We start from the raw sequence: 25,985 nt of genomic DNA, 5'->3' as shown, positions 1-25,985 counted from the left end.
AAAATAAAAAGGCTCACCGGGCGGTATTCCCAGGAGCCTTTCCCTATTAAGATGAGTAATGAAGCTAATTACGTTTATAAATTCTTCAATACTTCTTCACCGATGGCATCTGTACCGAGGATTTTATCAGCTGGTGTTTGGGCATCAGCAATATCTCTTGTGCGGAAGCCAGCTTTCAATACTTTATCAACAGCATTGATAACTGCTTCAGATTCAGCCTTCATGCCAAAAGAAATATCAAGCAACAGTGCTGCAGACAGAATGGATGCCAGTGGGTTTGCCACACCTTTACCAGTAATATCATGGGCAGAACCGTGGATAGGCTCATAAACTCCCGTACCATCACCGATAGAAGCAGATGCCAACATGCCCATAGATCCTGCAATCTGGGAAGCTTCATCAGTCAGGATATCTCCAAAAAGATTGGCAGTTACCACCACATCAAAACGACGCGGATCTTTGATCAGCAACATGGCAGTGGCATCCACAAACTGGTGTTCCACTTCAACATCAGGATATTCGGTAGCTACCTTTTGCACCACTTCACGCCACAAACGGCTGGTTTCTATTACGTTGGCTTTATCTACTGAACAAAGTTTCTTGCGACGGGTACGGGCAGCTTCGAAGGCTTTGCGGGCAATCCGCTCAACCTCAAAACGGCTGTATTCTGCAATATCATAAGCCGTATCACCATTATTCTTGCGCCCTTTCTCACCAAAATAAATATCACCGGTTAATTCACGGAAAAACAGGATATCAGCTCCCTTCAGGATTTCAGGTTTAATGCTGGAAGCACCCAATAATTCATCAAACAGTTTAATTGGACGCAGGTTGGCATACAATCCCAACTCTTTACGCATTTTCAATAATCCCTGCTCAGGACGTACTTTAGCACTTGGGTCATTATCATATTTCGGATGACCTACTGCGCCAAATAAAACAGCATCAGAAGCCTTCATTTTTTCCAATGATTCATCTGGCAATGGATTACCTGTTGCTTCGATGGCCACATGCCCAATCAAAGCCTCATCATAAGTAAACTCATGTCCAAATTTGGTAGCGATCTTGTCCAGAACTTTTTTTCCTACTGCAGTTACCTCTTGTCCTATTCCATCCCCAGGAACGATCAGAATGTGTTTTTTAGCCATTAATATTTATTTGTTGATTTGGTTTTATGATTAAACAATGTTGCTTATATCAGATTCAGCATCTTCTGTGTCGCTTGAATCGCAGAAACTGTCTGGTCGCTATCGAGTCCTCTTGTTTTGAATTCTCTACCACTGAAACTCCAGGTTATAATGGTTTCACAAAGTGCGTCAGATTTACCACCAGGAGGTATGCGCACTTCGTAATCCGTAAGTGTGGGCAATTCCAGGCCTTTTTGTGTATACACCTTTTTCAGGGCATTCATAAAGGCATCATATTGACCGTCACCTTGTGCATGCTCTTCAAATGACTCGCCTTCAATGCTGATTTTCAGCGTAACAGAAGGTCTTAGATTTTTAGAGTGTGTCAGCACATAATTTTCTACATGCACTTTCTCTCTAATGGTATCGCTATCTAGAACATCTGAGATAATGTAAGGAAGATCTGCCTGGGTAACTGCTTCTTTCCTGTCACCCAGTTCAATAATACGCTGAGTAACCTTTTTAAGATCTTCTCCAGAAAGTTGAATGCCGAGCTGTTGCAAATTATTTTCAATATTTGCTTTACCACTCGTTTTGCCCAGTGCATATTTCCGTTCCCTTCCAAAACGTTCGGGCATCAGGTCATTAAAGTATAATTTGTTCTTTTTATCGCCATCTGCATGAATTCCAGCTGTTTGTGTAAAAACATTTTCGCCTACAATTGGCTTATTGGCAGAAATCCGGAATCCGGAAAAGGTTTCTACCAGTTTGCTGACCGAATACAACGACTTTTCAACAACCGACGTTTTTACCTCTTTTACATAATCATTCAACACTGCAATCGCACTCGCCAAAGGTGCATTTCCGGCTCTTTCCCCCATACCATTAATGGTCAGGTGCAAACCGTGCGCTCCAGCCTTTACAGCTTCAAGAACATTGGCCGTACCAAGGTCATAATCATTATGAGCATGAAAATCAAAATGAAGATTCGGGTAAGCAGAAGTTAATTCCAGGATATATTGATATACTTCGGAAGGTATCAATACACCCAGTGTATCGGGGAGCAAGACCCGCTTGATTGGTTGTGTTTGCAAAAAGTCGATAAACTGAAGCACATATTCCTTCGAATTGCGCATTCCATTGCTCCAGTCTTCGAGGTAAACATTACACTGCAATCCTTTGGATGTGGCAAGCGCAATTACCTTAGCAATGTCTTCAAAATGTTGTTCAGGAGTTTTCTTTAGTTGGTGGGTCAGGTGATTCAGCGAACCTTTGGTAAGCAGGTTCATTACTTTTGCTCCAGCCTGCAACATCCAGTTTACAGAGGTATCACCATCCACAAATGTGAGTACTTCTATGCGGTCAAGGTGCCCATTTGCTGAAGCCCATTCCGTAATTTTCTTAACAGCTTTGAATTCTCCCTCCGACACCCGGGCAGAGGCTATTTCGATGCGGTCAACCTTTACTTCCGTTAACAACAGTTGTGCAATGGTGAGCTTTTCGGAGGCAGAAAAAGACACACCACTGGTTTGCTCGCCATCACGCAGGGTGGTATCCATAATTTCAATATGGCGTGGCGACTTTGTGTTAGAATTACGCTGAACAGGTTGTTGTTTGCTATCCAGTTGAATAACTGCTTGCATAGAACCTAAAATATTTTACGAAATGATGAGGGTGTTAAAAAAAGCCACGGATACAATGATTTCTATTCCCAAAGTGGAAAAGAAGTCTATGTAACCGTGGCAGAATTTGAATTCTTAATATAATCGGCCTGCTGCGAATGTTTCGATTTCAGCCTTCATTGATTGCAAATAATCAATGTCATCAAAACCATTCATCAGGTTATGCTTTTTATAACCATTGATATCAAAAGACTCTTTTTCACCAGTAGCTACAATGGTAATGGTTTGTTCTGGCAGGTTTACTTCCAGTTCAGTTTTAGGATCTGCTTCAATGGCAGTAAAGATCTTGTCCAAAAACTCCGGACTAACCTGTACTGGTAAAATGCCAATATTTAATGAGTTGTTCTTGAAGATATCAGCAAAAAAGCTGGATACTACGCAACGAAAACCATAGTCATAAATAGCCCAGGCGGCATGTTCGCGGCTGCTACCACTACCAAAGTTCTTACCACCAACTAAAATTTCACCCGAATAGATAGGATTGTTCAACACAAAATCCTGTTTGGGTGTATTGTCCACATTATAACGCCAGTCTCTGAAAAGGTTATCACCAAACCCTTCACGCTTAGTCGCTTTTAAAAAGCGAGCTGGAATGATCTGGTCAGTGTCAACATTTTCAATCGGCATCGGCACTGCCGTACTTTTAAGAACTGTGAATTTATCGTAAGCCATTATTTATTTTGTTAGAGTGAGAAGGATAATTGTTTGAAATTTAGATGAATTCTCTTGGATCAGTTACAACGCCTGTTACAGCAGCTGCAGCAGCAACTAATGGGCTTGCCAGCAATGTGCGGGCTCCGGGACCCTGGCGGCCTTCGAAGTTGCGGTTGCTGGTACTTACTGCATATTTGCCGGCTGGAATTTTATCATCATTCATAGCCAGGCAAGCTGAGCAACCAGGCTGACGTAATTGGAATCCAGCTTCAGTGAGAACATCCAAAATGCCTTCTTCTCTAATTTGACGTTCAACAATATGAGAACCAGGAACGATCCATGCTGTTACATTATCAGCCTTCTTACGGCCTTTAATAATTGAAGCAAAAGCCCTGAAGTCTTCTATACGGCCATTGGTGCAACTTCCAATGAACACATAGTCAACTTTTTTACCAAGCATCTGCTCTCCTTCATGGAAGCCCATGTAATTCAATGATTTCTCATAAGTGGATTTACCACCTTCTACTTCTGTAGACAGGGGAATATTCTTGGTGATGCCGATACCCATACCTGGATTGGTACCATAAGTGATCATGGGTTCGATATCAGCTGCATTATAATTATATTCAACATCAAAAGAAGCACCTTCATCCGTTTTCAAGGTTTTCCAGTATGCCAACGCCTTATCCCAGGCTTCACCTTGAGGAGCTTTCTCACGACCCTTAATGTAAGCGTATGTTGTTTCGTCCGGAGCAATCATACCACCGCGTGCACCCATTTCGATACTCATGTTACATACAGTCATACGACCTTCCATGCTCATGTTCTCGAAAACATCACCTGCATATTCAACAAAATATCCGGTAGCACCTGCCGTAGTCAATTTTGAAATAATGTAAAGAATAACATCTTTAGGAGTAACACCCTTGTTTAAAGCACCATTCACATTAATACGCATTTTCTTGGGCTTAGGCTGCATGATACACTGGGAAGAAAGTACCATCTCTACCTCAGAAGTACCAATACCAAAAGCAATAGCGCCAAAAGCGCCGTGCGTAGATGTATGAGAATCACCACAAACAATGGTCATACCAGGGAGCGTAATACCATTTTCAGGTCCTACAACGTGCACAATACCGTTTTTAGGATTACCAAGACCCCAATGCGAAATACCATATTTTGCAGAATTCTGCTCCAGGGCTTTCAACTGGTTGGCAGAAAGCGGATCCTCTACCGGAAGGTGCTGGTTAATAGTTGGTGTGTTGTGATCGGCGGTAGCAAATGTGCGTTCAGAAAACATTACATTGATACCCCTGTTTTGCAGACCAAGAAAAGCCACTGGGCTGGTAACTTCATGGATAAAATGCCTGTCAATGAAAAATACATCTGGCCCATCTTCTATTTTTCGAACCACGTGTGCATCCCACACTTTATCAAACAAGGTGCTTGGCGTGTTGCTCATACTTAAATACTTTAAGGGGTTTCTTTACTGAATTTTTAAAATTTTACGCGAAATTCCTAAAATCTAAGCGAAAATTCCGCATTTTATTGAATTTTATAACCTCGTTACCAATCTTTTTAAGATATTCTGACAATCCAGCCCGGCTTTTAACCTCCCAAATCCACGTTTTTAAAGGAAATGCCTGCTTTTGGCTGCTGTATAAAAACAATGATTGTTTTTATACAGATAGATCGATTTTTTCTATCTGATCTCTTTTTCAACCGAATAGAGCGTCATATTAAAAAGCCCCTTAATAAACGGATCATCAAGAGGCTTCTTCAAATAACAAAGTAAACATTATTGCTCTTCCAGCTCCATCATCTTTTCAAAAGTCTGCTCATAGGTTTGATTGAGCTGAACAAGACGACTGGTGATTTCTTTATATTTTTCTTCGGTTTGAATGAACTTTTGTCTGTCAGCATAAATTTCCGGTGCACCTAGTTGCAATTCCAATTCTGCTTTAGTTTTATTGGCCTGCGCAATGTCCTCCTCCAGCTTTTGAAATTGACGTTGCAATTTTTGCAACTCCTTCTTGACTACGGACTGAACCGATTTATTGACAGGCTTTCCGGCTTCAACAATATTTTGATTTACTTCCGCTTCCGGGGCTTTGTTCTTATTGCCAGCTTCCGGATTTCTATTTCCTGCATCCTTATTGACTGTCCCTTTCTCAGGTTTTGGATTTTGCACTTTCGCCTCAGAACTCATTCGCTCCTTCCACTCTACCCATTCCTGGTAACTGCCTTTGAACTCCTTGATCTCATGGTCTACAATTTCCCAGATCTTATTGGCAGTTTTGGAAATAAAGTATCGATCGTGACTCACCAGCAAATAACTTCCGGAATATCGGTTCAAGGCATCTGCGAGCAATTCTGTGGAATGGAGATCAAGGTGGTTGGTAGGCTCATCGAGCAATAAAAAGTTTGCCTTGCTGATGATGGTCTTTGCCAGGGCCACCCTCGCCTTCTCGCCCCCACTCAATACTTTAATTTTTTTATCTACATCATCACCGCTGAACAAAAAGCATCCTAAAATGGTCCGGAGTTCCAATTCTGTCTTTTGAGAACCCGCTTCCTTCAATTCATCCAGGATGGTATTATTGACATTAAGGGCTTCCAATTGGTGCTGGGCATAAAAAGCTTCATCCACATTGTGCCCCCATTTGCGCTCACCCTCAATTGGTTCTGTTCCGGCTACAACCCGCAAAAGAGTGGATTTCCCTTTACCATTCGCCCCAATAAGAGCAATCTTATCTCCCCGGTCAATTTCGGCAGACGCATTTCTTAAAATTTCAATATCCTTGAAGTGCTTGGAAACATGTTTTAACTCTGCCAACACTCTACCCGGCGTCTTATCAATCGTAAAATTGATGCGGATATCAGGTCTTTCAATTTCAACATCTTCTATTCTATCCAGCTTTTCCAGCCTTTTAATAGCGCTCTGGGCCTGTGCCGCTTTGGTGGCTTTTGCCCGGAAACGTTCGATAAAGCGCTCCTGCTGCCGGATATATTCCTGTTGGTTTTCAAAAGCACGCTGCTGCAATTCTACACGCTGCTCCTTCTCCGTTTCATAGAAATCATAGTTGCCATTATAAATGTGCAATTCTTTTTGATATACTTCCACGATCTTCTTCACCATGCGATTCAGGAAAAACTTATCGTGGCTCACAATCACTACAGAACCTTTATAATGCTGCAGATATTTTTCCAGCCATTCGATGGAAGGAAGGTCAAGGTGGTTGGTAGGCTCATCGAGCAACAGCAGGTCAGGCTGCTGCAGGATCATCTTGGCCAGCAATACCCTCATACGCCAGCCCCCGCTGAATTCCTTATAAGGACGCTTCAAATCATCATTACTGAATCCAAGCCCTTGTAGTACTTCTTCAGTCCTGTGTTCAACGGTATAGCCGCCGGCCTCCTCAAACTGGTGCAGTTTATCACTGTACTCCAACAGCATGTCATCTGTTGCATTGTGTTCCAGTTCTTTGGTCAGCCTTTCAATTTCCTTTTCCAGGGCTTTCACTTTATCAAAAGCATGCAGTGCTACCTGCAGAATGGATTCACTGGTGCTAAAGCTCAACAGGTCCTGGTGAAGGTAGCCAATACTGGTGCTGCGGCTTCTTTCCACTGTCCCTGCCGAAGGCAGGTACTCCCCCGCCAATAATTTTAAAATAGTAGATTTCCCGGTCCCGTTGTACCCAACCAATCCTATACGCTCCTGTGGATGAATATGCCATGTCGCTTCTTTAATAATGGCCCTGGCTCCAAACTCAAACGTAACATTTTGTAATCCTGCAAGCACAGCTTCTTAGATTTAATGAATAAAATAAAGCTGCAAAAGTAAATGACTGGCAGATGAGATAAAAATGAGATCAGGAATTGGTTGTTAGGGGATTATTAAATTAGCTTCCTTCCCCAGCCTGAATTTTAGCAAAAAAGATTAAAATACATAGCAGTAATCCCTACCATGTCAAGGTAATGCTCTAAACCAACTGAGCTAACAGCCCTGAAAGTTGCGAAGGTAAAATTTAAAATGCAAATTGAACAGCTTGGTGTCCGACCGGGCTCTTCCCAGCTGGATATTGGGTGTAAACTCAGGTTTCCTTTCAATTTACCATTCATACAAATAATTGTATGGGGGTAAAAATGAAATGTTTAACAGGATAATCCATTCATCCTATTGTAAGCTCTACAAAAAATCAACTGGCACCATTTTTTCATTTTCTGCCATAGTGAATACTACAACTTTATTAATCCAAGTGCCCATTTTTATCATTTAAATTTTTTGACATGAAAAAACTATTGTTATCATTTATCATTATGGGTATGGTAGCAACCGCAGCAATAGCGCAGGAACAGAAAGATGTAAAAGATATAAATAAAGAACGCACTGAATGGAATAAAAAGGTTAAGGATGAATTGAATTTAACTACTGAGCAAACCGAAAAGTATGATGCTCTTTGCAAAGAGTATGATGCCAAGATTGATAAAGTGATGCAGGATGCTACTTTAAGTAAGGATGCTCAAAAAGAAAAAAAGATGGCTTTGAAAAAAGAAAAGCAAAGCAAGCTGTTTGAATTCCTTACACCTGAGCAACAAACAACCTACAAGGGGTTGATCGAAGAGAAGATGAAAGAAAAACAAATGGCTCCCAAAGGTTACTAAATGAAAAGAATATTATGGGCCGGCAAACGCTGGCCCTTATTTTTTGTGAGCCTCTTAGCTTCTATCTATAATGGAAATCACCTATCCAAAATGGTATATCCATCACCTAACCGAATAAAGAGAGGCCATTTCCTGGTTTTTCAAACATTGGTTTATCAATAGATTTGCATTTAATCTTATCCGTTATTATCTTAATTCTATGGATAATAACTACTCTAAAAATGCGACCTATAAGAGAAGAGTGCGTATAATTTACGGAGTATTGCTTTTTCTATTAGCCCTGGCAATTGGTCGGGCTATTGCAGCCCTTTTGGGATAGAATAAAAAAGACCGCCTCATACTACTGAGGCGGCCCCTTATTCAACTAAACAATAAACAACGATTAGATATACCTGTTAATAAGGTTTTCCAGGTACTCCTGTTTGCCACTGATAACCGCAGGTTCTCCTTGCTCTACAGCATAAGACCTCAGGTCTTCCAGTGTCAGCTTGCCTTCCCTGAATTCCTTGCCCTTACCACTATTGTAAGATGCATAACGATCCTCACGGAATTTCTTGTATTCTGACTTTTGCAAAATGGCATCAGCTGTCACCAATGCTCTTGCAAACGTATCCATACCACCAATGTGCGCATAGAACAGATCTGCATTATCCGTAGAATTCCTGCGGATCTTGGCATCAAAGTTCACACCGCCGCCTTGCAATCCACCTGCTTGCAGGAAGATCAACATGGCTTCTGTAATTTCATTGAGGTCGTTCGGGAATTGGTCAGTATCCCAGCCATTCTGGTAATCACCACGGTTGGCATCAATAGAACCCAGCATACCATGATCCGCAGCCACCTGCAATTCATGTGTAAACGTATGGCCGGCCAAAGTAGCATGGTTTACTTCAATGTTGATCTTGAAGTCATTCTGCAAACCAAATTGGTTCAAAAAGCCAATCACAGTAGCACAGTCATAGTCATACTGGTGCTTGGAAGGTTCTGCTGGTTTAGGCTCAATAAAAAATGTGCCTTTAAATCCTTGCTTGCGTGCATAATCTTTTGCGGCATGCAGGAAGCGGGCAAGGTTTTCCTGCTCCATTTTCATATTGGTATTCAGGAGGCTCATGTAGCCTTCTCTACCACCCCAGAATACATAGTTTTCACCACCCAGTGCAATGGTAGCATCCAAAGCAGCTTTCACTTGTGCTGCACCATGGCTGAGTACTTGAAAATCAGGGTTGGTGGCAGCTCCATTCATGTATCTTGGATGGGAGAACAGGTTAGCAGTACCCCACAGAAGTTTCACACCGCTCTGCCTTTGTTTTTCCTTGGCATATTCCACCATGGTTTGCAGACGCTGCTCATTTTTTACAATGTCATTACCATAGTCCACAACATCCACATCATGGAAGCAGTAGTAAGGAAGGTTCATCTTGGTAATGAATTCAAAAGCTGCATCCATCTTGGCTTTTGCCTTTTCAATGGGGTCCTGGATGCTTTCCCATGGAAACAGGTGAGTGGGAGCTCCAAAGGGATCTGAACCATTGCCGTTGAAAGAGTGCCAGTAAGCACAGGCAAACTTGAAGTGATCTTTCAAAGTCTTGCCCGCTACTACTTTGTTTTCATCATACCAGCGGAAGGCCAGTGGATTGTCGCTCTGGGGCCCTTCATATTTGATCTGCCCAATGCCTTTATAGTACTCTTGCGCACCTAATAATACAGACATGTGATTGAATTTATAGATTAGAAATTGAGGTTTATAATATTAAAATTTGAATCGCTTATGATATCTTTTAGTCAACGCGCTGCTATTGCCCAAGGGCTTGGATCAGGTGTTTCTTCCAACCAACATACAATTCATCATACAACTCCGCATTACCCGGTTCAATTAATTGCAATGGCTTGATCCCATCAAAAGCTTCCCGCTCACTGAAAACTCCGGCGCCAATTCCGGCACCTATGGCCGCGCCAACACTACCATCAGCTGCATATAACTCCACAGGTACGCCTGTTGCATTCACAAAGGCTTCAGTAAATACAGGACTAAAGAACATGTTGGCCCTTCCCGCACGGATCACTCCTGGATTCATCCCATTCTCTCTCATGATATCCAGACCATAACGGAAAGCAAAAGCAATGCCCTCCTGGGCGGCACGGAAAATATGGGCGCGTGTATGGATATTCAGATCAATATCTTTTACCTGGGCGCCAACAATTTTATTATTCAACATCCGCTCAGCACCATTGCCGAAAGGAAGTATGGTCAGTCCATTACTGCCTGGCATTATGTCTGCAGCTTCTCTGTCAATTACTGCATAAGAAATGCCAGGAGCTGCTACATCCCTCACCCAACGATTTAAAATTCCGGTACCATTGATGCACAACAATACGCCCAGCCGCTTTTGATCAGGTGCATGATTTACATGAGCAAAGGTATTGATGCGTGATTGCTGGTCATAGGTCAATTGATCACTGACACCATAGATCACCCCGGATGTACCGGCTGTGGCAGCTACTTCACCAGGTTGCAGCACATTCAGCGATAAAGCATTGTTTGGTTGGTCGCCTGCTTTATATGTTACCGGTATACCTTCGGTTAACCCTAATTGTTGGGCGACTTCTTTTTGCAACCTTCCATGCTCAGAGAATACCGGGTTTACTGTTGGAATAAAAGAATCCTTGAATCCAAAGTATGACATGACCGCACGGGAGACTTCATCTTTTTGAAAGTCCCAGAAAACGCCTTCCGAAAGTGCAGATGCGCTGGTGGTTATTTCCCCTGTTAGTTTCAAGGCGATATAATCGCCAGGCAGCATCACTTTTGAAATACGGTCGTAAACCTGGGGCTCAGCATCTTTTACCCAAGCCAGCTTAGCAGCAGTAAAATTGCCGGGAGAATTCAAAAGGCTGCTTAAGCAGGTATCACAACCTATTGCCTGGAAAGCTTTTTCACCATAAGGCACAGCACGGCTGTCACACCAGATAATTGAATCACGCAACACTTCACCGTCCTTATCCACAACCACCAATCCATGCATTTGATAAGCGATCCCAATGGCAGCAATTTGCTTAGGATCGAAGTTACCCTTGGTCTTAGCTTTCTGAAAAGCCTGCTGGGTATGTTCCCACCACATTTGTGGCGCTTGTTCAGCCCAACCTGGCTGAAGGGACTTAATATCACTTTCGGTTTCGGGATACTGGGCAGATGCAACGCACTGCCTGGTTTGTGCATCAACTACAGAAACTTTTATGGAAGAGGTGCCTACGTCTATACCGAGTAAAAGCATCGTTAGATTTTTAGTGAAGGTTTAGATTTTAAAAGCAATGCAAGTTAACAGCAACTTTTCCGTTCAACAACTACTCTATTAATGATTACTGATACGATTTTAATATTTTTATCTACTTTTACACTACTGATGAACTTAATATCGTATTATGAAGCCTTTAATTGAGAAACTTCCGCTTTCTGGTGATACTTCTTTTGTGGCACGTACCCACCGTACGCCTTTATTTGAAGTACCCTGGCACCAGCACCTGGAGTATGAATTGATTTTCTTTACGGAAGGGGCAGGTATGAGCTTTATTGGAAACTATGTGGGTGAATTTGAGGCCGGGGATGTATTCTTCTTAGGATCAAACCTTCCTCACACCTTTCAAAAGAACAATGAGGACATGGTTGTAAGCGCTGTGGTTGTTCATTTTCGTGAAGATTTCTGGGGCCCGGAATTACTGCAATTACCAGAAAGCAAGTTGATCAGTAAGCTTTTGAAAACAGCCGCACATGGTGTAAAATTTTCCGGTGAAATGAAGAGTCAATTGGGCAAAATGATTCTTTCCCTGGAAAAGGAAAAAGGCTTTCGACGTATCCTCAGTTTACTGGAATGCCTTGCATTAATGTCGGAAACAGAAGAATACACCACTGTTTCAACACAGGAAATAAAAGAACTCAATCCCAGAGACCGGGACCGCATCGACCGCATTTTCCAATATACAATGGATCATTTCAGGCAACCAATACAATTAGCAGAACTGGCCGATATCGCCGGAATGACGATCCCTGCATTTTGCAATTATTTTAAAAAACGTACACGCAAAACCTATATAGATTTTGTAAATGAGATCCGGATTGGCCACGCATGTAAACTATTGCTCACCACAGAGCAAAGCATACTGGATGTCTGTTTCGATAGCGGCTACAACTCCGTAGCTAACTTTAACCGCCAGTTTATGAAAGTAAAAGGACTAACCCCCTCTGCTTACAGGAAAGAACTAGTAAATAATAAACTTACTAAAATGAAAGAAACACTGGAAATTAACCAACAAATCAGAAGCCTGACCTCCTGATTTATTTTATACCTTTTGATGCCACATTTTACATTTCCTCCCCCGACCTAATAGAGACATTATAGAGACATTATAGAGACCTTATAGAGACCTTACTGCTGTCTAACTGCATAGGAACTCCCTGTCTACTCTATACCAAAGCCCTATCAAAGCCCAGGATAAAGCATGAAAATGCAAATTTCACTTCCTCCTAACCCTCACCGATACCCATTGAATTCTCTGTTTTAATAACGTACCTTTAGCTCTGCTGAAGCCATAAACTAGTACTGATTACTCAACGTTTGAATATGAAAGTATTGAAAGCCTGTACACTCGTAATTATTTTCTTGATCTCCTTCAAAACCTTCTCCCAACCAATTGACCCATGGATCATCAAAGCCGATAGCATCAATCCAGCTAATTACTATGGTGTCACCGTGGCGAATGGCATGATCGGGATCGTTTCTTCTCCCGAACCATTAAAGGTAAAAGATGTAGTGCTGGCAGGCGCCTATGACCAGTACGGCAGGGGCCGTGTCAGTAACTTCCTTCGTAGTTTCAATCTTTTGAACATGTACCTTGATATCGATGGTAAAAGAATTAGCAACCGCAACACCTCAAACCTCAAACAAGAACTGGATATGCAGCATGCTCGCTTTACCACATCGTTTGATTTTGAAGATAAAGCAACAGTTACCTATACATACTACTCACTGCGGCATTTGCCTTTCACAGTTTTAATGGACGTTTCCATTACCGCCAAAAAAGACATAACCTTTACCGGTAGTAGTGTCATGGAAGCCCCGGATGCCCTACGTGATGTAGAAAACTATTACAATGAGATCGATCGCCCCCATATTGTGATCAGTCTTTTGACATCTTCTGCTAAAAGTCCTACCGGCAAATTACTGATGTGTGCCTCTAATACTTTTATTTTCACCGAACCGCACGGCCAGGAACCCAGGGTTATTCATGAAATGTGGGACAATAACTTGCACCTGATGAAGTTCAACAGGAAATTGAAAAGCGGTGAAACTTATACTTACTCGGTAGCAGGCTCCTCCATAACATCTGCCCACCACGATGATCCCCTCAACGAGGCTGAACGCCTGACCATCTACGCTAAACTGGAAGGACGTGAACGTTTGCTTCAGTTTCATCAGAAAGCCTGGGATGACCTCTGGCAAGGTGATATCAAAATAGAAGGTGATGATCAATCTCAGCAAGATGTACACAGTATGCTCTACCATTTGTATTCCTTTGTAAGGCCAGGTACCGCCCTCTCTCCTTCCCCTATGGGCTTAAGCGGACTAGGTTATAACGGCCACGTATTCTGGGATACAGAATTGTGGATGTTCCCGGCTTTGCTGGTAATGCGCCCCGAACTGGCCAGGAGTATGATCGAATACAGGTTCCAACGTCTCGAAGCAGCCAAACGTAATGCTTTCTCAAAAGGATTCAAAGGCGCCATGTTCCCTTGGGAAAGTGCTGAAACAGGTGTGGAAGAAACTCCGGTCTGGGCTTTAAGCGGTCCATTTGAACACCACATTACTGCTGATGTTGCTATAGCTGCCTGGAACTATTACCAGGTAACACAGGATAAGCAATGGTTAAGAGAAAAAGGCTGGCCAATCTTAAAGGAAACAGCCGACTTTTGGACAAGCCGGGTAGAAAGAAACAGCCCAGGCCACTATGATATTAAAAATGTTGTAGCCGCCGACGAATGGGCCGAAAACGTAGACAACAACGCCTTCACCAATGCAGCAGCTAAAGCGAACCTGCAATATGCTTCTCAAGCGGCCGGCATATTGGGAATACAGGCCAATCCTGATTGGCTGCATGTAGCTCAAAATATTCCCATTTTAAAGTTGGACAATGGAGTTACACAAGAACATGCCTCCTATAAAGGCGAGGGCATCAAACAAGCCGATGTGAATCTGCTGGCATATCCCTTAAAAGAAATTACAAATGCAGATCAAATCAAAAAAGACCTGGAATATTACGAAACGCGTGTGCCTACTGAAGGCACTCCTGCCATGACACAGGGAGTTTTTTCCTTATTACATGCAAGATTGGGCAATAGCGACAAAGCCTATTTCTGGTTCAAAGATGCGTACATTCCTAACCTGAACCCGCCTTTCCGGGTTATTGCGGAAACCAAGGGCGGTACCAATCCGTATTTTGCTACAGGGGCTGGCGGCATTCTGCAATCTGTAATTATGGGTTTTGGTGGCATTGAAATCACACCCCAGGGCATCAGGCAAATTAAATCGGCTTTACCAAAAAATTGGAAAAGCCTTACGATAACAGGTGTAGGTCCGGATAAGAAAACCTTCCGCAGGGTGCAGGACTAAATTATTCAACGAATATGCAACAGGTCACTTAAATATTTGGTCTGTCTAATACTAGTTAAAATGATCAATTAAAGTTAAATTGTAGAGCGATTAGAAAGGCTGCCAAAACAATGTAACATCTAAATAATAATTGCTTTAACCATATGAAGGCTTATTTCTATCTCTGCCTCGTCATAACAGGTTTATTGTCCTGTTCACAACAAAAAGATTACCACCAGTTCACTGGCGATCCGCTTTTGTACTGTAAAACAGTCAAAAGACTGAACGATGTTGTCCTGGAAAACAACTTTCCTCCTGTAATTGCCTCCCGAAATTATGCATATGCCAACATCGCGGCTTATGAATGCATCGCTGCCGGTGATAGCAATTATCATTCGTTATCAGGACAAATCAAACACCTCCCGCCCATGCCAAGACCACTAGCTGGCCAGAATATAGATTTTAACCTGGCGGCTTTGTTAGCATTTGTCAAAGTGGGCAATGCGGTTACCTTCCCGGAAGGTGTTCTGATGGACTATTACAATGAACTAAAGGAACAGGCTTCAGACGCTGGTATGCCTGAAAACATACTGAACTACACAGTTGCTTTTTCAGATACCATAGCTGCTTCAATATTGAAATGGAGTAAGGGCGACAAATATGCTGAAACACGCAGTGCTGAAAAGTTTACTGTGACCACTGAAGATGGTAGATGGATCCCTACTCCTCCTGCTTATGCCCAGGCCCTGGAGCCACACTGGTGTGACATTCGACCACTTGTATTGGATACATGCTCGCAATTCCAGTCACCACCACCTCCCAAATTTGACATGTATAAAAACAGTCCTTATTATAAAGAAGTAATGGAGGTTAAAAATACCGGCGACAGCTTAACAGAAGAACAAAGACATGTTGCCGACTTTTTCGATGACAATCCTTTTAAGCTAAACGTTAGCGGACACATGATGTTTGCAACAAAGAAATTCTCTCCTCCAGGGCATTGGATGAACATCGTAGGCATCGCAGCACGAAAAGCAAAGGCAGATTTCAATTCCACAGTAGCGGCTTATGCGGAAACATCCATCGCTTTGTTTGATGGATTTATCTCCTGCTGGAAAACAAAATTCAGCTACAATAGCATCCGTCCTGAAACCGTCATCAATAAATATATCAACCCCGACTGGAGGCCATATATTCAAACACCTCCCTTCCCCTCATATACAAGCGGACACTCAGTGATCTCCGCTGCTGCTGCCGAGGTAATGTCTCATTATTTTGGCGATCAATTCGTTTATAGAGACTCTTCTCTAAGAGAATTCGGAATTAATGATATGACTTTTAAATCATTCAGGGATGCAGCTTGGGAAGCATCATTATCCCGCCTTTATGGAGGCATTCACTTCCGCTCGGATATTGTCAATGGTAATCAGGAAGGAAAACAGATCGGTACGTATATTGTAGAGAAGTTAAAAATGAAAAATGATGCCGATAGTAAAATGTTTGCAAGCAAGCAGGTTCGGGCACAATGGTGAGTTGATAATGATGAAATCGAATTATAATTGAATGATAATCTTCCTGATGATTGGTGACAACTTTCTTCTATTTTCATAAATCACTTAATGACTTTCTTTCAGTATCAAAAAGAAATAGCTGGATTAGTTATACCTTCCATGGAATATCATCTGTTAAAGACGCCATTGAAGCTTTAGGCATTCCTCATCCGGAAGTGGACATTATTCTTGTTCATAATTTATCAGTTGACTTTACCTACCGCCTAAAAGAAAATGACCACATAGATGTATACCCGATTTTGCCAGATCATGTGTTTCCGGAAAACTATTCATTATCCAAAAAATATATCGGTCTTGATCAATTTGTTTTAGATGTACACCTTGGCAAATTAGGTAAAGCTATGCGTGTTCTGGGGATTGACTCTTTGATGGAAAATAACTTCAGTGATCAAAAGATTGCACAAATAGCTGCTTCTGAAAACAGGATCGTACTCACCCGGGATGTCGGTCTGTTAAAACATAAAGTAATTAAATGTGGCTATTGGATCAGGTCACAATACTGGGAAGAACAGCTCAGCGAAGTAGTAGAGCGGTTTAACCTAAGAAATAAAATGAAACCTTTTACAAGATGTACTGTCTGTAATGGCATCATCGAACCTGTTTCTAAAGATGTGGTTATAGATCAACTGCCGCTTGTGAGTAAACAATTGTTTACTGAGTTCTTTCAATGTACCAATTGCAAGAGAGTGTATTGGAAAGGCTCACATTATGAGCATATGGAAGAATGGGTAAAAAGGTGGACTACCAACCGTAATGAATGATTCAAAGTCGTTTTATTTTAATATTACGGTACCAGACCTGATCACCATGATCTTGTAAGGCTATTTTGCCTTTCCTGAAGGTCCCAAAATCTGGCATGTCTTTAAACTTACTTTGAGCGATCAGGCTTTTCCATTGTTCATTCCAAAGAGTGGTGGAGACAATAGGTACACCATTTAAAATGAAATCTAATTTGCCGTCATTTGCAATAATTTCTACATGATTCCACTCCCCCGCAGGTTTCTGAGCTTCTGAAGAAGAAGCTATTAAATCATATAAATCTCCTGCACGATGCTTATAGATTTGCGCATCCTTGTGAGCGACATTATCCAAAACCTGCATTTCCAGGCCCGTATGCCAGGTCTGTTTGTATTTTGTTGTGTCCTCCTGGACATAGAAAATGATGCCGCTATTTCCCTTCGGAGCTATCTTCCAGTCTACTTGTAAATGAAAATCTTCAAACTCCTCATTGGTCACAAGATCCCCGCCTTCATTTGTTTGTCCCTTTTCCTTATACGATGGATCCAGATAAAGTGAATGGTCAACTACTTTCCATGCTGAACCTGCACTTGCTTTACCATAGGTATGCCATCCCTGAGTAGTATTCCCGTCAAACAGTAATTGCCACCCATCATCTGTTTCATTATTGCCTAATGTATTTACTGTCGGATTCATCTTGGTTTGTTTTAAAGCAGTGCAGGCAGCCAAAAGAGCTGCCAGCACTACTGTTGAGAAGAGTAAACGCATTACTACTTTATTTTTTAAGCAGCAAAATGTATTTAACTATAGCCTTTGCATCATCTTTTGACAAATTCGGGTGAGGCGTCATAGGAACTTTCCCCCAAACTCCGGTACCGCCCCTGATTACCTTTGCGGACAAAGAATCTAAGTTCTCATCTGTCATCGGGTATTTAGCAGCTATTTCGCGGAAAGGTGGACCAATCAACTTTTCATCTATCTTATGACAGGTTCCACAATCATTTTTGGCTTCCAACTCTATGCCTTTTACATAATCTGGATTACTTGATAAATCAGTAGCAGGTGCAGCTTCTGCAGGTTGTTCAGTGGCCGGAGTCTCAGTTGTTTTTTCTTCAGCAGACTTATCCCCGCTTGAGTTGCAAGCAATCATAGCAACCAGAACTGAAAATACAATGAAAGATTTTTTCATGATGTTTGGTTTGGTTTAAAATTGAATCACAAATTTAAATACAAGGTATGATGTTTACACTTATGACAAAAGTCAGGTTTCATGATCGAGCTATACATAATAAATACAATGCCAGAACCCTAAATGCCCAGTATAGTTTTATTAAACGTTTCATTTGAACCTGTGCCGGCAAAATCATCAAAAGTTTTATCAGTAACAGGAATAATGTGCTCCTTAATAAAAGTTGCACCCTCACGAGCTCCTGCTTCAGGATGCTTCATGCAACACTCCCATTCCAGTACAGCCCAGCCTTTATAATCATATTGCGCCAGTTTACTGAAAATAGCTTTAAAGTTCACTTGCCCATCACCTAAAGAGCGAAAACGACCAGCACGATCGATCCAGCTCTGGTACCCACCATAAACACCCTGTTTTCCAGTTGGATTAAACTCGGCATCCTTAACATGAAATGCCCTGATACGTTCGTGGTAAAAATCTATATATTCTAAATAATCGAGACATTGTAATACAAAGTGTGATGGATCATAAAGAAGGCAGGCCCTTGGGTGATTATCTACTTCTTTTAAAAATCGTTCATAGCTAATACCATCATGCAAATCTTCACCCGGATGTATTTCATAGCAAACATCCACACCACAGTTATCAAATTCATTTAAAATAGGCAACCATCGATTGGCAAGCTCCTTAAAACCAGTTTCAACTAGTCCGGCAGGACGCTGTGGCCACGGATATACGGTATGCCATAATAATGCTCCGCTGAAAGTAGCATGTGCATTAAGCCCAAGATTCTGGGAAGCCCTGGCAGCCCACTTCAATTGCTGAACCGCCCACTCTGTACGCACCTTCCCTTTCCCCCGGTATTGCTCGGGCGCAAAACCATCAAACAAACTGTCATATGCCGGATGTACTGCTACCAATTGTCCTTGCAAATGGGTCGAAAGTTCAGTGATCTGCAAGCCACATTCATTAACCAGGCCTTTTAGTTCATCAGCATAAGTTTTACTTTCTGCTGCCTTTTGCAGGTCTATACAACGCGCATCCCATGTTGGAATTTGAACGCCTACATATCCCAATCCTTTAGCCCACTGACATATACTTTTAAGATCATTGAATGGAGCCTGGTCCCCTAAAAATTGCGCTAAAAAAATGCCTGGCCCTTTAATAGTTTGCATGATGTTCTAATTTGAGAGGTTTACTAATTATTAAATTTCGAATTCTGTCCATTTTTTACTGCTGCCTGAACTACGCACAACATTCTCAATAAATGCCATACCTCTAACGCCTTCCTCTACTGAAGGGAATTCTATATTGCCCGCATCTATATTTTCAGCATTGATTCTTGAAGAAAGGGTGATTGCAAAGTTTCTATAGATGTTTGCAAACGCTTCTAAGTAGCCTTCCGGATGGCCACCTGGCGTGCGACTATTGTGTTGTGCAATGGAAGATAAATATCCGGATCCGGCGCGAAGTATTTCAGCTGGCTTATCCTGCCATTTTAAGATCAAGGTATTGGGCTCCTGCTGCTGCCAGACTAAGCCTCCCTTTTCTCCATATACTTTTATGATTAATTCATTTTCTTCCCCAGCTGCAATTTGGGTAGCAGTTAATACACCAGATGCCCCATTATTGAATTTAAGTAATACAGCACCATCATCATCCAAAAGCCTGCCCTCAACTACAATGTTTAATTGGGCACAAAGTTCTGTTACCTGAAGCCCCGTTATGTATTCAGCTAAATTAAATGCATGGGTGCCGATATCCCCCATTCCACCAGCTTTTCCGGATCTTTTAGGATCAGTCCTCCAGGCTGCCTGTGTACCTTCTTTGCTACCAGAAAATTTACTGAGCCACCCCTGGTGATAGGAAACATATATTTTAACAATATTACCCAATGCGCCACTGGCTACTATTTCCTTCGCCTGCTTGACCATAGGATAACCCGTATAGGTATGTGTAAGCCCAAGTAACAAGCCTGATTTAGAAACCTTCTCTTTGAGTAATTTAGCCTCCTCTAAAGAAAGCGTAATCGGCTTATCAATCATTACATGGAAACCGCTGTCTAAAGCTTTGTAAGCTGGATCAAAATGTGCATGGTTAGGCGTTACAATACTAACAAAATCCATTCTCTCATTAGAAGGTAATTTACTTTCCCTTTCGATCATTTCATCATAACTGGCATAAATCCTTTCGTCCGGCAAAAACAGATTGCGTCCACTCTCCATAGCGACATCCTTGCGCGTGCTGAAAGCGCCACAAACTAATTCAATCAACCCATCTGTATTTGCTGCAATTCGATGCACAGCCCCGATAAAAGACCCGGTCCCTCCTCCAATCATCCCCATCCTTAGTTTTCTTTTCATATTGATTTGTTTAATGAAATTTATTGCAAAAGATAATAAACAATATGAAATAGCAATGACTAATTATCCTTTTGTTCAATTACCTACCTATTTGCCATTATTCACCAAAAAATAAATAATCTTATAGAAATATATCCCAATAATTAAAAAATGTTCATTAAAAGACAAGTTTATAAACATTTTTAAAATAAAAAAATTACATTTAGCCCTATAATTCTAACGATAAAAGCAATTGATTGTCATGTATGTACAGAAACATAATGAATCATTCCACTACTTCATAGGTGATAGGCCCTACTTTCCAAAAGCATTATCATTATTTACTATAATCCACAGGAATTGTCGTTATTAATCATAGTTTATAGACAATGGCTGAATATTCCAACTACAATTCAATCGAACATTCATTAATTAATACTAAATAGATGCTCCATAGAAGAAAAATGATGAAACAATTGGTTGCAGGAACATTAGCCGCAGCAACATTCAATTCATCTGCCTTTGCCTCTAAAAGTGAGGCATTAAAAACAGGAAACCTTATGAAAAATATTAATCATTCAGTTTGCCGCTGGACCTATTCATTTTTATCATTAGACGAACTGTGCACCACAGTTAAAAAAATAGGTTTTAACGCCATTGACCTTGTAGGTCCAAAGGATTGGGCTACTTTGAAGAAGCATGATGTTTATTCTTCAATGTGTAACGGAGCTGAGATTAGTTTAACTGAAGGCTGGAATGATAAACAATACCACCAAAAACTCATTCAAAATTATACCGAGCACATTGATCTGGTAGCGAAAGCTGGCTATAAAAACCTGATATGCTTTAGTGGCAACCGTAGGAATATTGATGACGAAACTGGCATGATTAATTGTGCGGAAGGTATAAAACAAATTATGGCCCTGGCAGAAAAAAAAGGAGTGATCATACTAATGGAACTTTTAAACAGCAAAGTGAACCATAAAGATTACATGTGTGACCATACCGCCTGGGGTGTAGAACTATGTAAGCGTGTGGGCTCTGAAAACTTTAAATTACTGTATGATATTTACCATATGCAGATAGACGAAGGAAATGTAATACAAACAATTACAGAAAATCACAACCACCTGGGACATTATCATACGGGAGGTGTGCCTGGACGTCATGAAATTGATGAATCACAGGAATTATATTATCCGGCGATTATGCGTGCAATTGTAAAAACAGGTTTTAAAGGATATGTAGCACAGGAATTTATTCCAGCAAAAGAAGACAAAATAGCTTCCTTGCAAGCTGCTATAAAGGTTTGTGATATTTAAGTAAACAGCAAAATCACCAGGTGATTTCATCTATTATTTTATATTAATTAAACGATTGGGCAATATGGCAAATAATGTTTATGATGCGATTGTAATTGGTTCGGGGATTTCCGGAGGTTGGGCAGCAAAAGAACTAACCGAGAAGGGACTCAAAGTATTATTATTGGAAAGAGGCCGGAATGTTGAACATGTAAAGGACTATGTAAACGCAACCAAAAAACCCTGGGAATTCCCACATCGTGGAGGCCGCACCCAGCAAATGATTAAAGACTATCCTGTACTGAAAAGGGATTATCCATTAAATGAAACAAACCTGGATTTCTGGGCCAATGAAAAAGATAATCCATATACAGAAGTCAAACGATTTGATTGGTTTCGGGGTTACCAGGTTGGCGGACGATCGCTATTATGGGGACGTCAGTGTTACCGCTGGAGTGACCTGGACTTTGAAGCCAATGCAAAAGATGGTATTGCTATTGACTGGCCAATACGCTACAAGGATATAGCGCCCTGGTATGATTATGTTGAAAGATTTGCAGGCATCAGTGGTTCAAAGGAAAATCTGCCCCAATTACCCGACAGCCAATTTTTGCCAGCAATGGAAATGAACTGTGTTGAAAAAGAAGTGGCAGCCCGGATAAAGAAACACTATAATAATAAACGGACAATGATCATTGGTCGTGTGGCTAATATCACAGAACCCTTACCCGGAAGAACCAATTGTCAATATAGAAACAAATGCTGGTTGGGTTGTCCGTTTGGTGCTTACTTCAGCACTCAATCTTCAACCTTACCTGCTGCCATGAAAACTGGGAACTTAACACTTCGGCCATGGTCCATTGTTACAAGAATATTATACGATAAAAATAAAAAAAGAGCAACAGGCGTTGAAATCATTGACGCCCAGGACAATAAAACTTATGAATACCAGGCGAAGATCGTATTCGTGAATGCCTCTGCATTAAACAGTGCATGGGTACTTATGAATTCCGCAACAGATGTTTGGCCTGATGGATTGGGCAGTAGCAGTGGAGAATTAGGACATAATGTAATGGACCATCACTTGGGTGTGGGCGCCTCTGGTCTAGTTGAAGGTTTTGAAGACAAATACTACTTTGGTCGCAGGGCCAATGGAATTTATATTCCCAGGTACCGTAACTATGGTGATGACAAACGGGATTACTTACGAGGTTTCGGTTACCAGGGAAGTGCCAGCCGTGAGGGATGGAGCCGCGACGTGGCAGAATTGCAAATAGGTGGAGATTTAAAAGACGCATTATCAGAACCCGGTCCTTGGGTAATGGGTATTGGTGGCTTTGGGGAAATTCTACCGTACCATGAAAACAAGATCACCTTAGATAAAAGCAAAAAAGACAAATGGGGACTACCAGTTTTAGCCATTGATTCTGAGTGGAAAGAAAATGAAAGAAAAATGCGTATTGATATGGTTAATGATGCAATGGAAATGCTGACAGCAGCCGGAGCCAAAAATGTAAAACCCCGGCAAGGAGATGGCACTATTGGCCGCGGTATCCATGAAATGGGGACAGCACGTATGGGAAAAGATCCAAAGACATCAGTTCTGAATGCGAACAACCAGGTTTGGGATGCGCCCAATGTATTCGTTACAGACGGAGCTTGTATGACATCGGCGTCCTGCGTGAATCCATCATTGACCTATATGGCCCTGACAGCCCGTGCAGCTGATTTTGCAGTAAAAGAATTGAAAAAGGGGAACATTTAAAAATGCTATGATTTGAAATCATATGTCAGTAACCTTTCCAATGATTCGTCATTCAAAGCAGTGTCTCATCCTTAAAATAAACCAGTATGACTGACAAAGAAAAAGAGAACTCTTCGGGGAATTCCAGAAGAAGCTTTTTAAAAAATACAACTCTTGCCGCTGCAGGATTTTTCATTGTACCCCGTCATGTATTAGGAGGAAAAGGGTTTATTCCGCCAAGTGACCGTTTACTGGTTGCAGGAATTGGCGTTGGCGGCAAAGGAGAAAGTGATATTTGGAATTTTTACCAAAGTGGAAAAGCTGATATTGCATTTTCCTGCGATGTAGATGACCGCAGGGCAGCAACTTCAGTGCAAAGATTTCCAAAGGCTAAATACTACAAAGACTGGAGAAAACTGTTTGAAAAAGAAGCAAAACATTTTGATGCAGTATCTGTTTCAACACCTGACCATAACCATGCGGCCCCTACCCTTGCCGCTATGCAGCTGGGTAAACACGTATATGTACAGAAACCATTAACGCACGATATCTACGAAGCAAGGATGCTTACTGAAGCCGCCAAAAAATATAAAGTAGTGACACAGATGGGCAACCAAGGCGCCTCAGGAGATGGTGTACGGCAATTGGTAGAATGGTATGACGCTGGTCTTATAGGTGAAGTTCATACCATCTATTCATGGACAGACCGTCCTGTATGGCCGCAAGGAATTCCCTGGCCAGCAGCCAAGGCAGAAATACCTAAAGAACTGGATTGGGATCTATGGTTAGGTACCGCACCTTACAGGGATTATATTGAAAAACTGGTACCATTTAACTGGAGAGGATGGTGGGACTATGGCACAGGCGCTTTAGGCGATATGGGATGTCATATGCTGGAACCAGCATTCCGGGTGTTGAACTTAAAATATGCAACTGACGTTCAGGCAAGTGTCGGCAGCGTTTATGTTGATGAATTCAAAAGAGGCTATTTCCCAGAGAGTATTCCTCCTTCAAGCCATGTAACCTTAACCTTTCCCAAAACAAATAAAACAAGAAATAATGTAGTACTGCATTGGATGGATGGAGGTATACAACCTGAACGCCCCGAGGAACTCGGTGCAGACGAAATGTTCGGAGATGGTGGTAACGGAACATTGTTTATTGGTACGAAAGGAAAAATGATGTGTAGTACATATGGCGAGAATCCACAGTTATTACCCACCAAGAGAACAAATGAAGTACAGTTGAAGCAAACCATAGCCCGTGTTCCGGGAGGTGCAGGAGGTCATTATGCACAATGGGTTGAAGCTTGTATTGCTGGCTATGGCAAAAAGGAAGTCAGCGCTCCTTTTGAAATTTCAGGTCCTTTAACTGAATGCTTGCTGATGGCCAATTTAGCCATCAGAGCATATGACATCCGCATCCCAAAAGCAGATGGTAAAGGCTTTAATTTTCCCGGAAGGTACCGTAAGCTGCTTTGGGATTATGACAACATGAAGGTTACAAACTTTGACATCGTCAACCAGTTTGTAAAACGTGAATATAGAGATGGATATAGCTTGAAGGTGTAATGTTTCATCATTGCTTCAAAATATAATCCTGTTTAAATTAGAAGAAGCAACAATTTAGAATTCTTTAATAATTCAAACTACTTACATGACCAGAAGAGAAGCCGTAGAATACATCAGTATATTACTTGGGGGCACTATTGTAGGCGCTAATGCCTTTATTACAGGGTGTAAAAGCGAAACAGGAAAAGAACATGCATTCACCGAGGATGATATAGCCTACCTGGACGAAATAGCCGAAACTATTTTACCAGCAACCAAAACTCCAGGTGCTAAAGCTGCTAAAGTAGGCATGTTTATGACAGTAATGGTCAACGACTGCTACGAGGAAGATCAACAAAAGGTTTTCAAAGAAGGAATGAAGAAAATCAATGAACTATCCAACAAAGAATACAGCAAGGATTTCATGGAGATTGATCCGGCGCAACGTCATGCATTATTGGTAAAGCTGGACGCTGAACAGAAAGAGTATAATAAAAAGAAAAAGCCGACCGATCCGCCACATTATTTCCGCCTTATGAAAGAATTAACCCTAAATGGTTATTTCACTTCTGAAATTGGCTGTACACAAGCCAGGCGTTATATTGAAACACCTGGAAAATTTGAAGGTTGCGTTCCTTACCAAAAGGGCGATAAAGCATGGGCTTAAAACAATCAGAGCAAATGTGAAAAATTGATAAAATCATAATTACCTGATAATGATTTTATAACAAGTGGTAATTGAACAAAAGGACTCATTTAAATACATCAATTTGAATAATTAAAT

At 41.5% G+C, this 25,985-nt stretch carries 20 protein-coding genes; 9 read left to right on the top strand and 11 right to left on the bottom strand.

The window, feature by feature from the left end; translation table 11 throughout:
* Positions 1 to 74 precede the first annotated feature (74 nt).
* From leuB to OCK74_RS07915, 5 genes are all read right to left on the bottom strand, one after another.
* The gene (leuB, locus tag OCK74_RS07935; RefSeq protein WP_279296486.1) at positions 75 to 1,148 is read right to left on the bottom strand and encodes a 3-isopropylmalate dehydrogenase; all 1,074 of its coding nucleotides are present in this window, start codon (positions 1,146 to 1,148) and stop codon (positions 75 to 77) included.
* Between the two features lie 44 nt (positions 1,149 to 1,192).
* The gene (locus OCK74_RS07930) at positions 1,193 to 2,770 is read right to left on the bottom strand and encodes an alpha-isopropylmalate synthase regulatory domain-containing protein (RefSeq protein ID WP_279296485.1); all 1,578 of its coding nucleotides are present in this window, start codon (positions 2,768 to 2,770) and stop codon (positions 1,193 to 1,195) included.
* Positions 2,771 to 2,884: 114 nt separating this feature from the next.
* Positions 2,885 to 3,481, bottom strand: coding sequence for a 3-isopropylmalate dehydratase small subunit (gene leuD / locus OCK74_RS07925; RefSeq protein ID WP_279296484.1), 597 nt, complete (start codon positions 3,479 to 3,481; stop codon positions 2,885 to 2,887).
* A gap of 40 nt (positions 3,482 to 3,521) precedes the next feature.
* Entirely contained in the window at positions 3,522 to 4,925 is a 1,404-nt protein-coding gene (gene leuC / locus OCK74_RS07920; protein ID WP_279296483.1) for a 3-isopropylmalate dehydratase large subunit, read from the bottom strand.
* Positions 4,926 to 5,261: 336 nt separating this feature from the next.
* Positions 5,262 to 7,265: an ABC-F family ATP-binding cassette domain-containing protein gene (locus OCK74_RS07915; protein WP_279296482.1), complete on the bottom strand. Its 2,004-nt coding sequence runs from the start codon at positions 7,263 to 7,265 to the stop codon at positions 5,262 to 5,264.
* A 488-nt stretch (positions 7,266 to 7,753) separates the two neighbouring features.
* On the opposite strand from OCK74_RS07915, the gene OCK74_RS07910 reads away from it, so the two are divergent.
* The gene (locus OCK74_RS07910; protein WP_279296481.1) at positions 7,754 to 8,128 is read left to right on the top strand and encodes a hypothetical protein; all 375 of its coding nucleotides are present in this window, start codon (positions 7,754 to 7,756) and stop codon (positions 8,126 to 8,128) included.
* 382 nt (positions 8,129 to 8,510) lie between these two features.
* On the opposite strand, the gene xylA is transcribed toward OCK74_RS07910, so the two are convergent.
* Together xylA and OCK74_RS07900 are read right to left on the bottom strand one after the other, a co-directional pair.
* Positions 8,511 to 9,839: a xylose isomerase gene (gene xylA / locus OCK74_RS07905; protein WP_279296480.1), complete on the bottom strand. Its 1,329-nt coding sequence runs from the start codon at positions 9,837 to 9,839 to the stop codon at positions 8,511 to 8,513.
* Positions 9,840 to 9,921: 82 nt separating this feature from the next.
* On the bottom strand, positions 9,922 to 11,400 hold the full coding sequence (locus tag OCK74_RS07900) for a xylulokinase (RefSeq protein WP_279296479.1): 1,479 nt from the start codon (positions 11,398 to 11,400) through the stop codon (positions 9,922 to 9,924).
* 148 nt (positions 11,401 to 11,548) lie between these two features.
* On the opposite strand from OCK74_RS07900, the gene OCK74_RS07895 reads away from it, so the two are divergent.
* The 4 genes from OCK74_RS07895 to OCK74_RS07880 all read left to right on the top strand — a co-directional run bounded on the left by OCK74_RS07895 (position 11,549) and on the right by OCK74_RS07880 (position 17,101).
* On the top strand, positions 11,549 to 12,457 hold the full coding sequence (locus OCK74_RS07895) for an AraC family transcriptional regulator (RefSeq protein WP_279296478.1): 909 nt from the start codon (positions 11,549 to 11,551) through the stop codon (positions 12,455 to 12,457).
* 287 nt (positions 12,458 to 12,744) lie between these two features.
* On the top strand, positions 12,745 to 14,790 hold the full coding sequence (locus OCK74_RS07890; protein ID WP_279296477.1) for a kojibiose hydrolase: 2,046 nt from the start codon (positions 12,745 to 12,747) through the stop codon (positions 14,788 to 14,790).
* Between the two features lie 143 nt (positions 14,791 to 14,933).
* On the top strand, positions 14,934 to 16,301 hold the full coding sequence (locus OCK74_RS07885; protein ID WP_279296476.1) for a vanadium-dependent haloperoxidase: 1,368 nt from the start codon (positions 14,934 to 14,936) through the stop codon (positions 16,299 to 16,301).
* A 53-nt stretch (positions 16,302 to 16,354) separates the two neighbouring features.
* Positions 16,355 to 17,101, top strand: coding sequence for a Mut7-C RNAse domain-containing protein (locus tag OCK74_RS07880; RefSeq protein WP_279296677.1), 747 nt, complete (start codon positions 16,355 to 16,357; stop codon positions 17,099 to 17,101).
* A 1-nt stretch (position 17,102) separates the two neighbouring features.
* On the opposite strand, the gene OCK74_RS07875 is transcribed toward OCK74_RS07880, so the two are convergent.
* From OCK74_RS07875 to OCK74_RS07860, 4 genes are all read right to left on the bottom strand, one after another.
* On the bottom strand, positions 17,103 to 17,846 hold the full coding sequence (locus OCK74_RS07875) for a 3-keto-disaccharide hydrolase (RefSeq protein WP_279296475.1): 744 nt from the start codon (positions 17,844 to 17,846) through the stop codon (positions 17,103 to 17,105).
* A gap of 7 nt (positions 17,847 to 17,853) precedes the next feature.
* Positions 17,854 to 18,267 carry a c-type cytochrome gene (locus OCK74_RS07870; protein ID WP_279296474.1) on the bottom strand — a complete coding sequence of 138 codons (414 nt, stop codon included), beginning with the start codon at positions 18,265 to 18,267 and terminating at the stop codon, positions 17,854 to 17,856.
* Positions 18,268 to 18,386: 119 nt separating this feature from the next.
* Complete coding sequence (locus tag OCK74_RS07865; RefSeq protein WP_279296473.1) at positions 18,387 to 19,439, bottom strand: sugar phosphate isomerase/epimerase family protein; 1,053 nt, start codon at positions 19,437 to 19,439, stop codon at positions 18,387 to 18,389.
* Positions 19,440 to 19,469: 30 nt separating this feature from the next.
* Positions 19,470 to 20,627 (bottom strand): Gfo/Idh/MocA family protein, encoded by a 1,158-nt coding sequence (locus OCK74_RS07860; RefSeq protein ID WP_279296472.1) that lies wholly within the window; start codon positions 20,625 to 20,627, stop codon positions 19,470 to 19,472.
* A gap of 425 nt (positions 20,628 to 21,052) precedes the next feature.
* On the opposite strand from OCK74_RS07860, the gene OCK74_RS07855 reads away from it, so the two are divergent.
* From OCK74_RS07855 to OCK74_RS07840, 4 genes are all read left to right on the top strand, one after another.
* Positions 21,053 to 21,928 (top strand): hydroxypyruvate isomerase family protein, encoded by an 876-nt coding sequence (locus tag OCK74_RS07855; protein WP_279296471.1) that lies wholly within the window; start codon positions 21,053 to 21,055, stop codon positions 21,926 to 21,928.
* 64 nt (positions 21,929 to 21,992) lie between these two features.
* Positions 21,993 to 23,672, top strand: a complete 1,680-nt coding sequence (locus OCK74_RS07850) for a GMC oxidoreductase (protein ID WP_279296470.1) — start codon at positions 21,993 to 21,995, stop codon at positions 23,670 to 23,672.
* Between the two features lie 86 nt (positions 23,673 to 23,758).
* On the top strand, positions 23,759 to 25,222 hold the full coding sequence (locus OCK74_RS07845) for a Gfo/Idh/MocA family protein (protein ID WP_279296469.1): 1,464 nt from the start codon (positions 23,759 to 23,761) through the stop codon (positions 25,220 to 25,222).
* Positions 25,223 to 25,307: 85 nt separating this feature from the next.
* Positions 25,308 to 25,868 carry a gluconate 2-dehydrogenase subunit 3 family protein gene (locus OCK74_RS07840; protein ID WP_279296468.1) on the top strand — a complete coding sequence of 187 codons (561 nt, stop codon included), beginning with the start codon at positions 25,308 to 25,310 and terminating at the stop codon, positions 25,866 to 25,868.
* The last annotated feature ends 117 nt before the right edge of the window (positions 25,869 to 25,985 follow it).

The organism is Paraflavisolibacter caeni (assembly GCF_025628885.1).
GTDB lineage: Bacteria > Bacteroidota > Bacteroidia > Chitinophagales > Chitinophagaceae > Flavisolibacter > Flavisolibacter caeni.
Note: the sequence above shows the minus strand (reverse complement) of the source record. Positions and strands in the feature narration are given on the sequence as shown.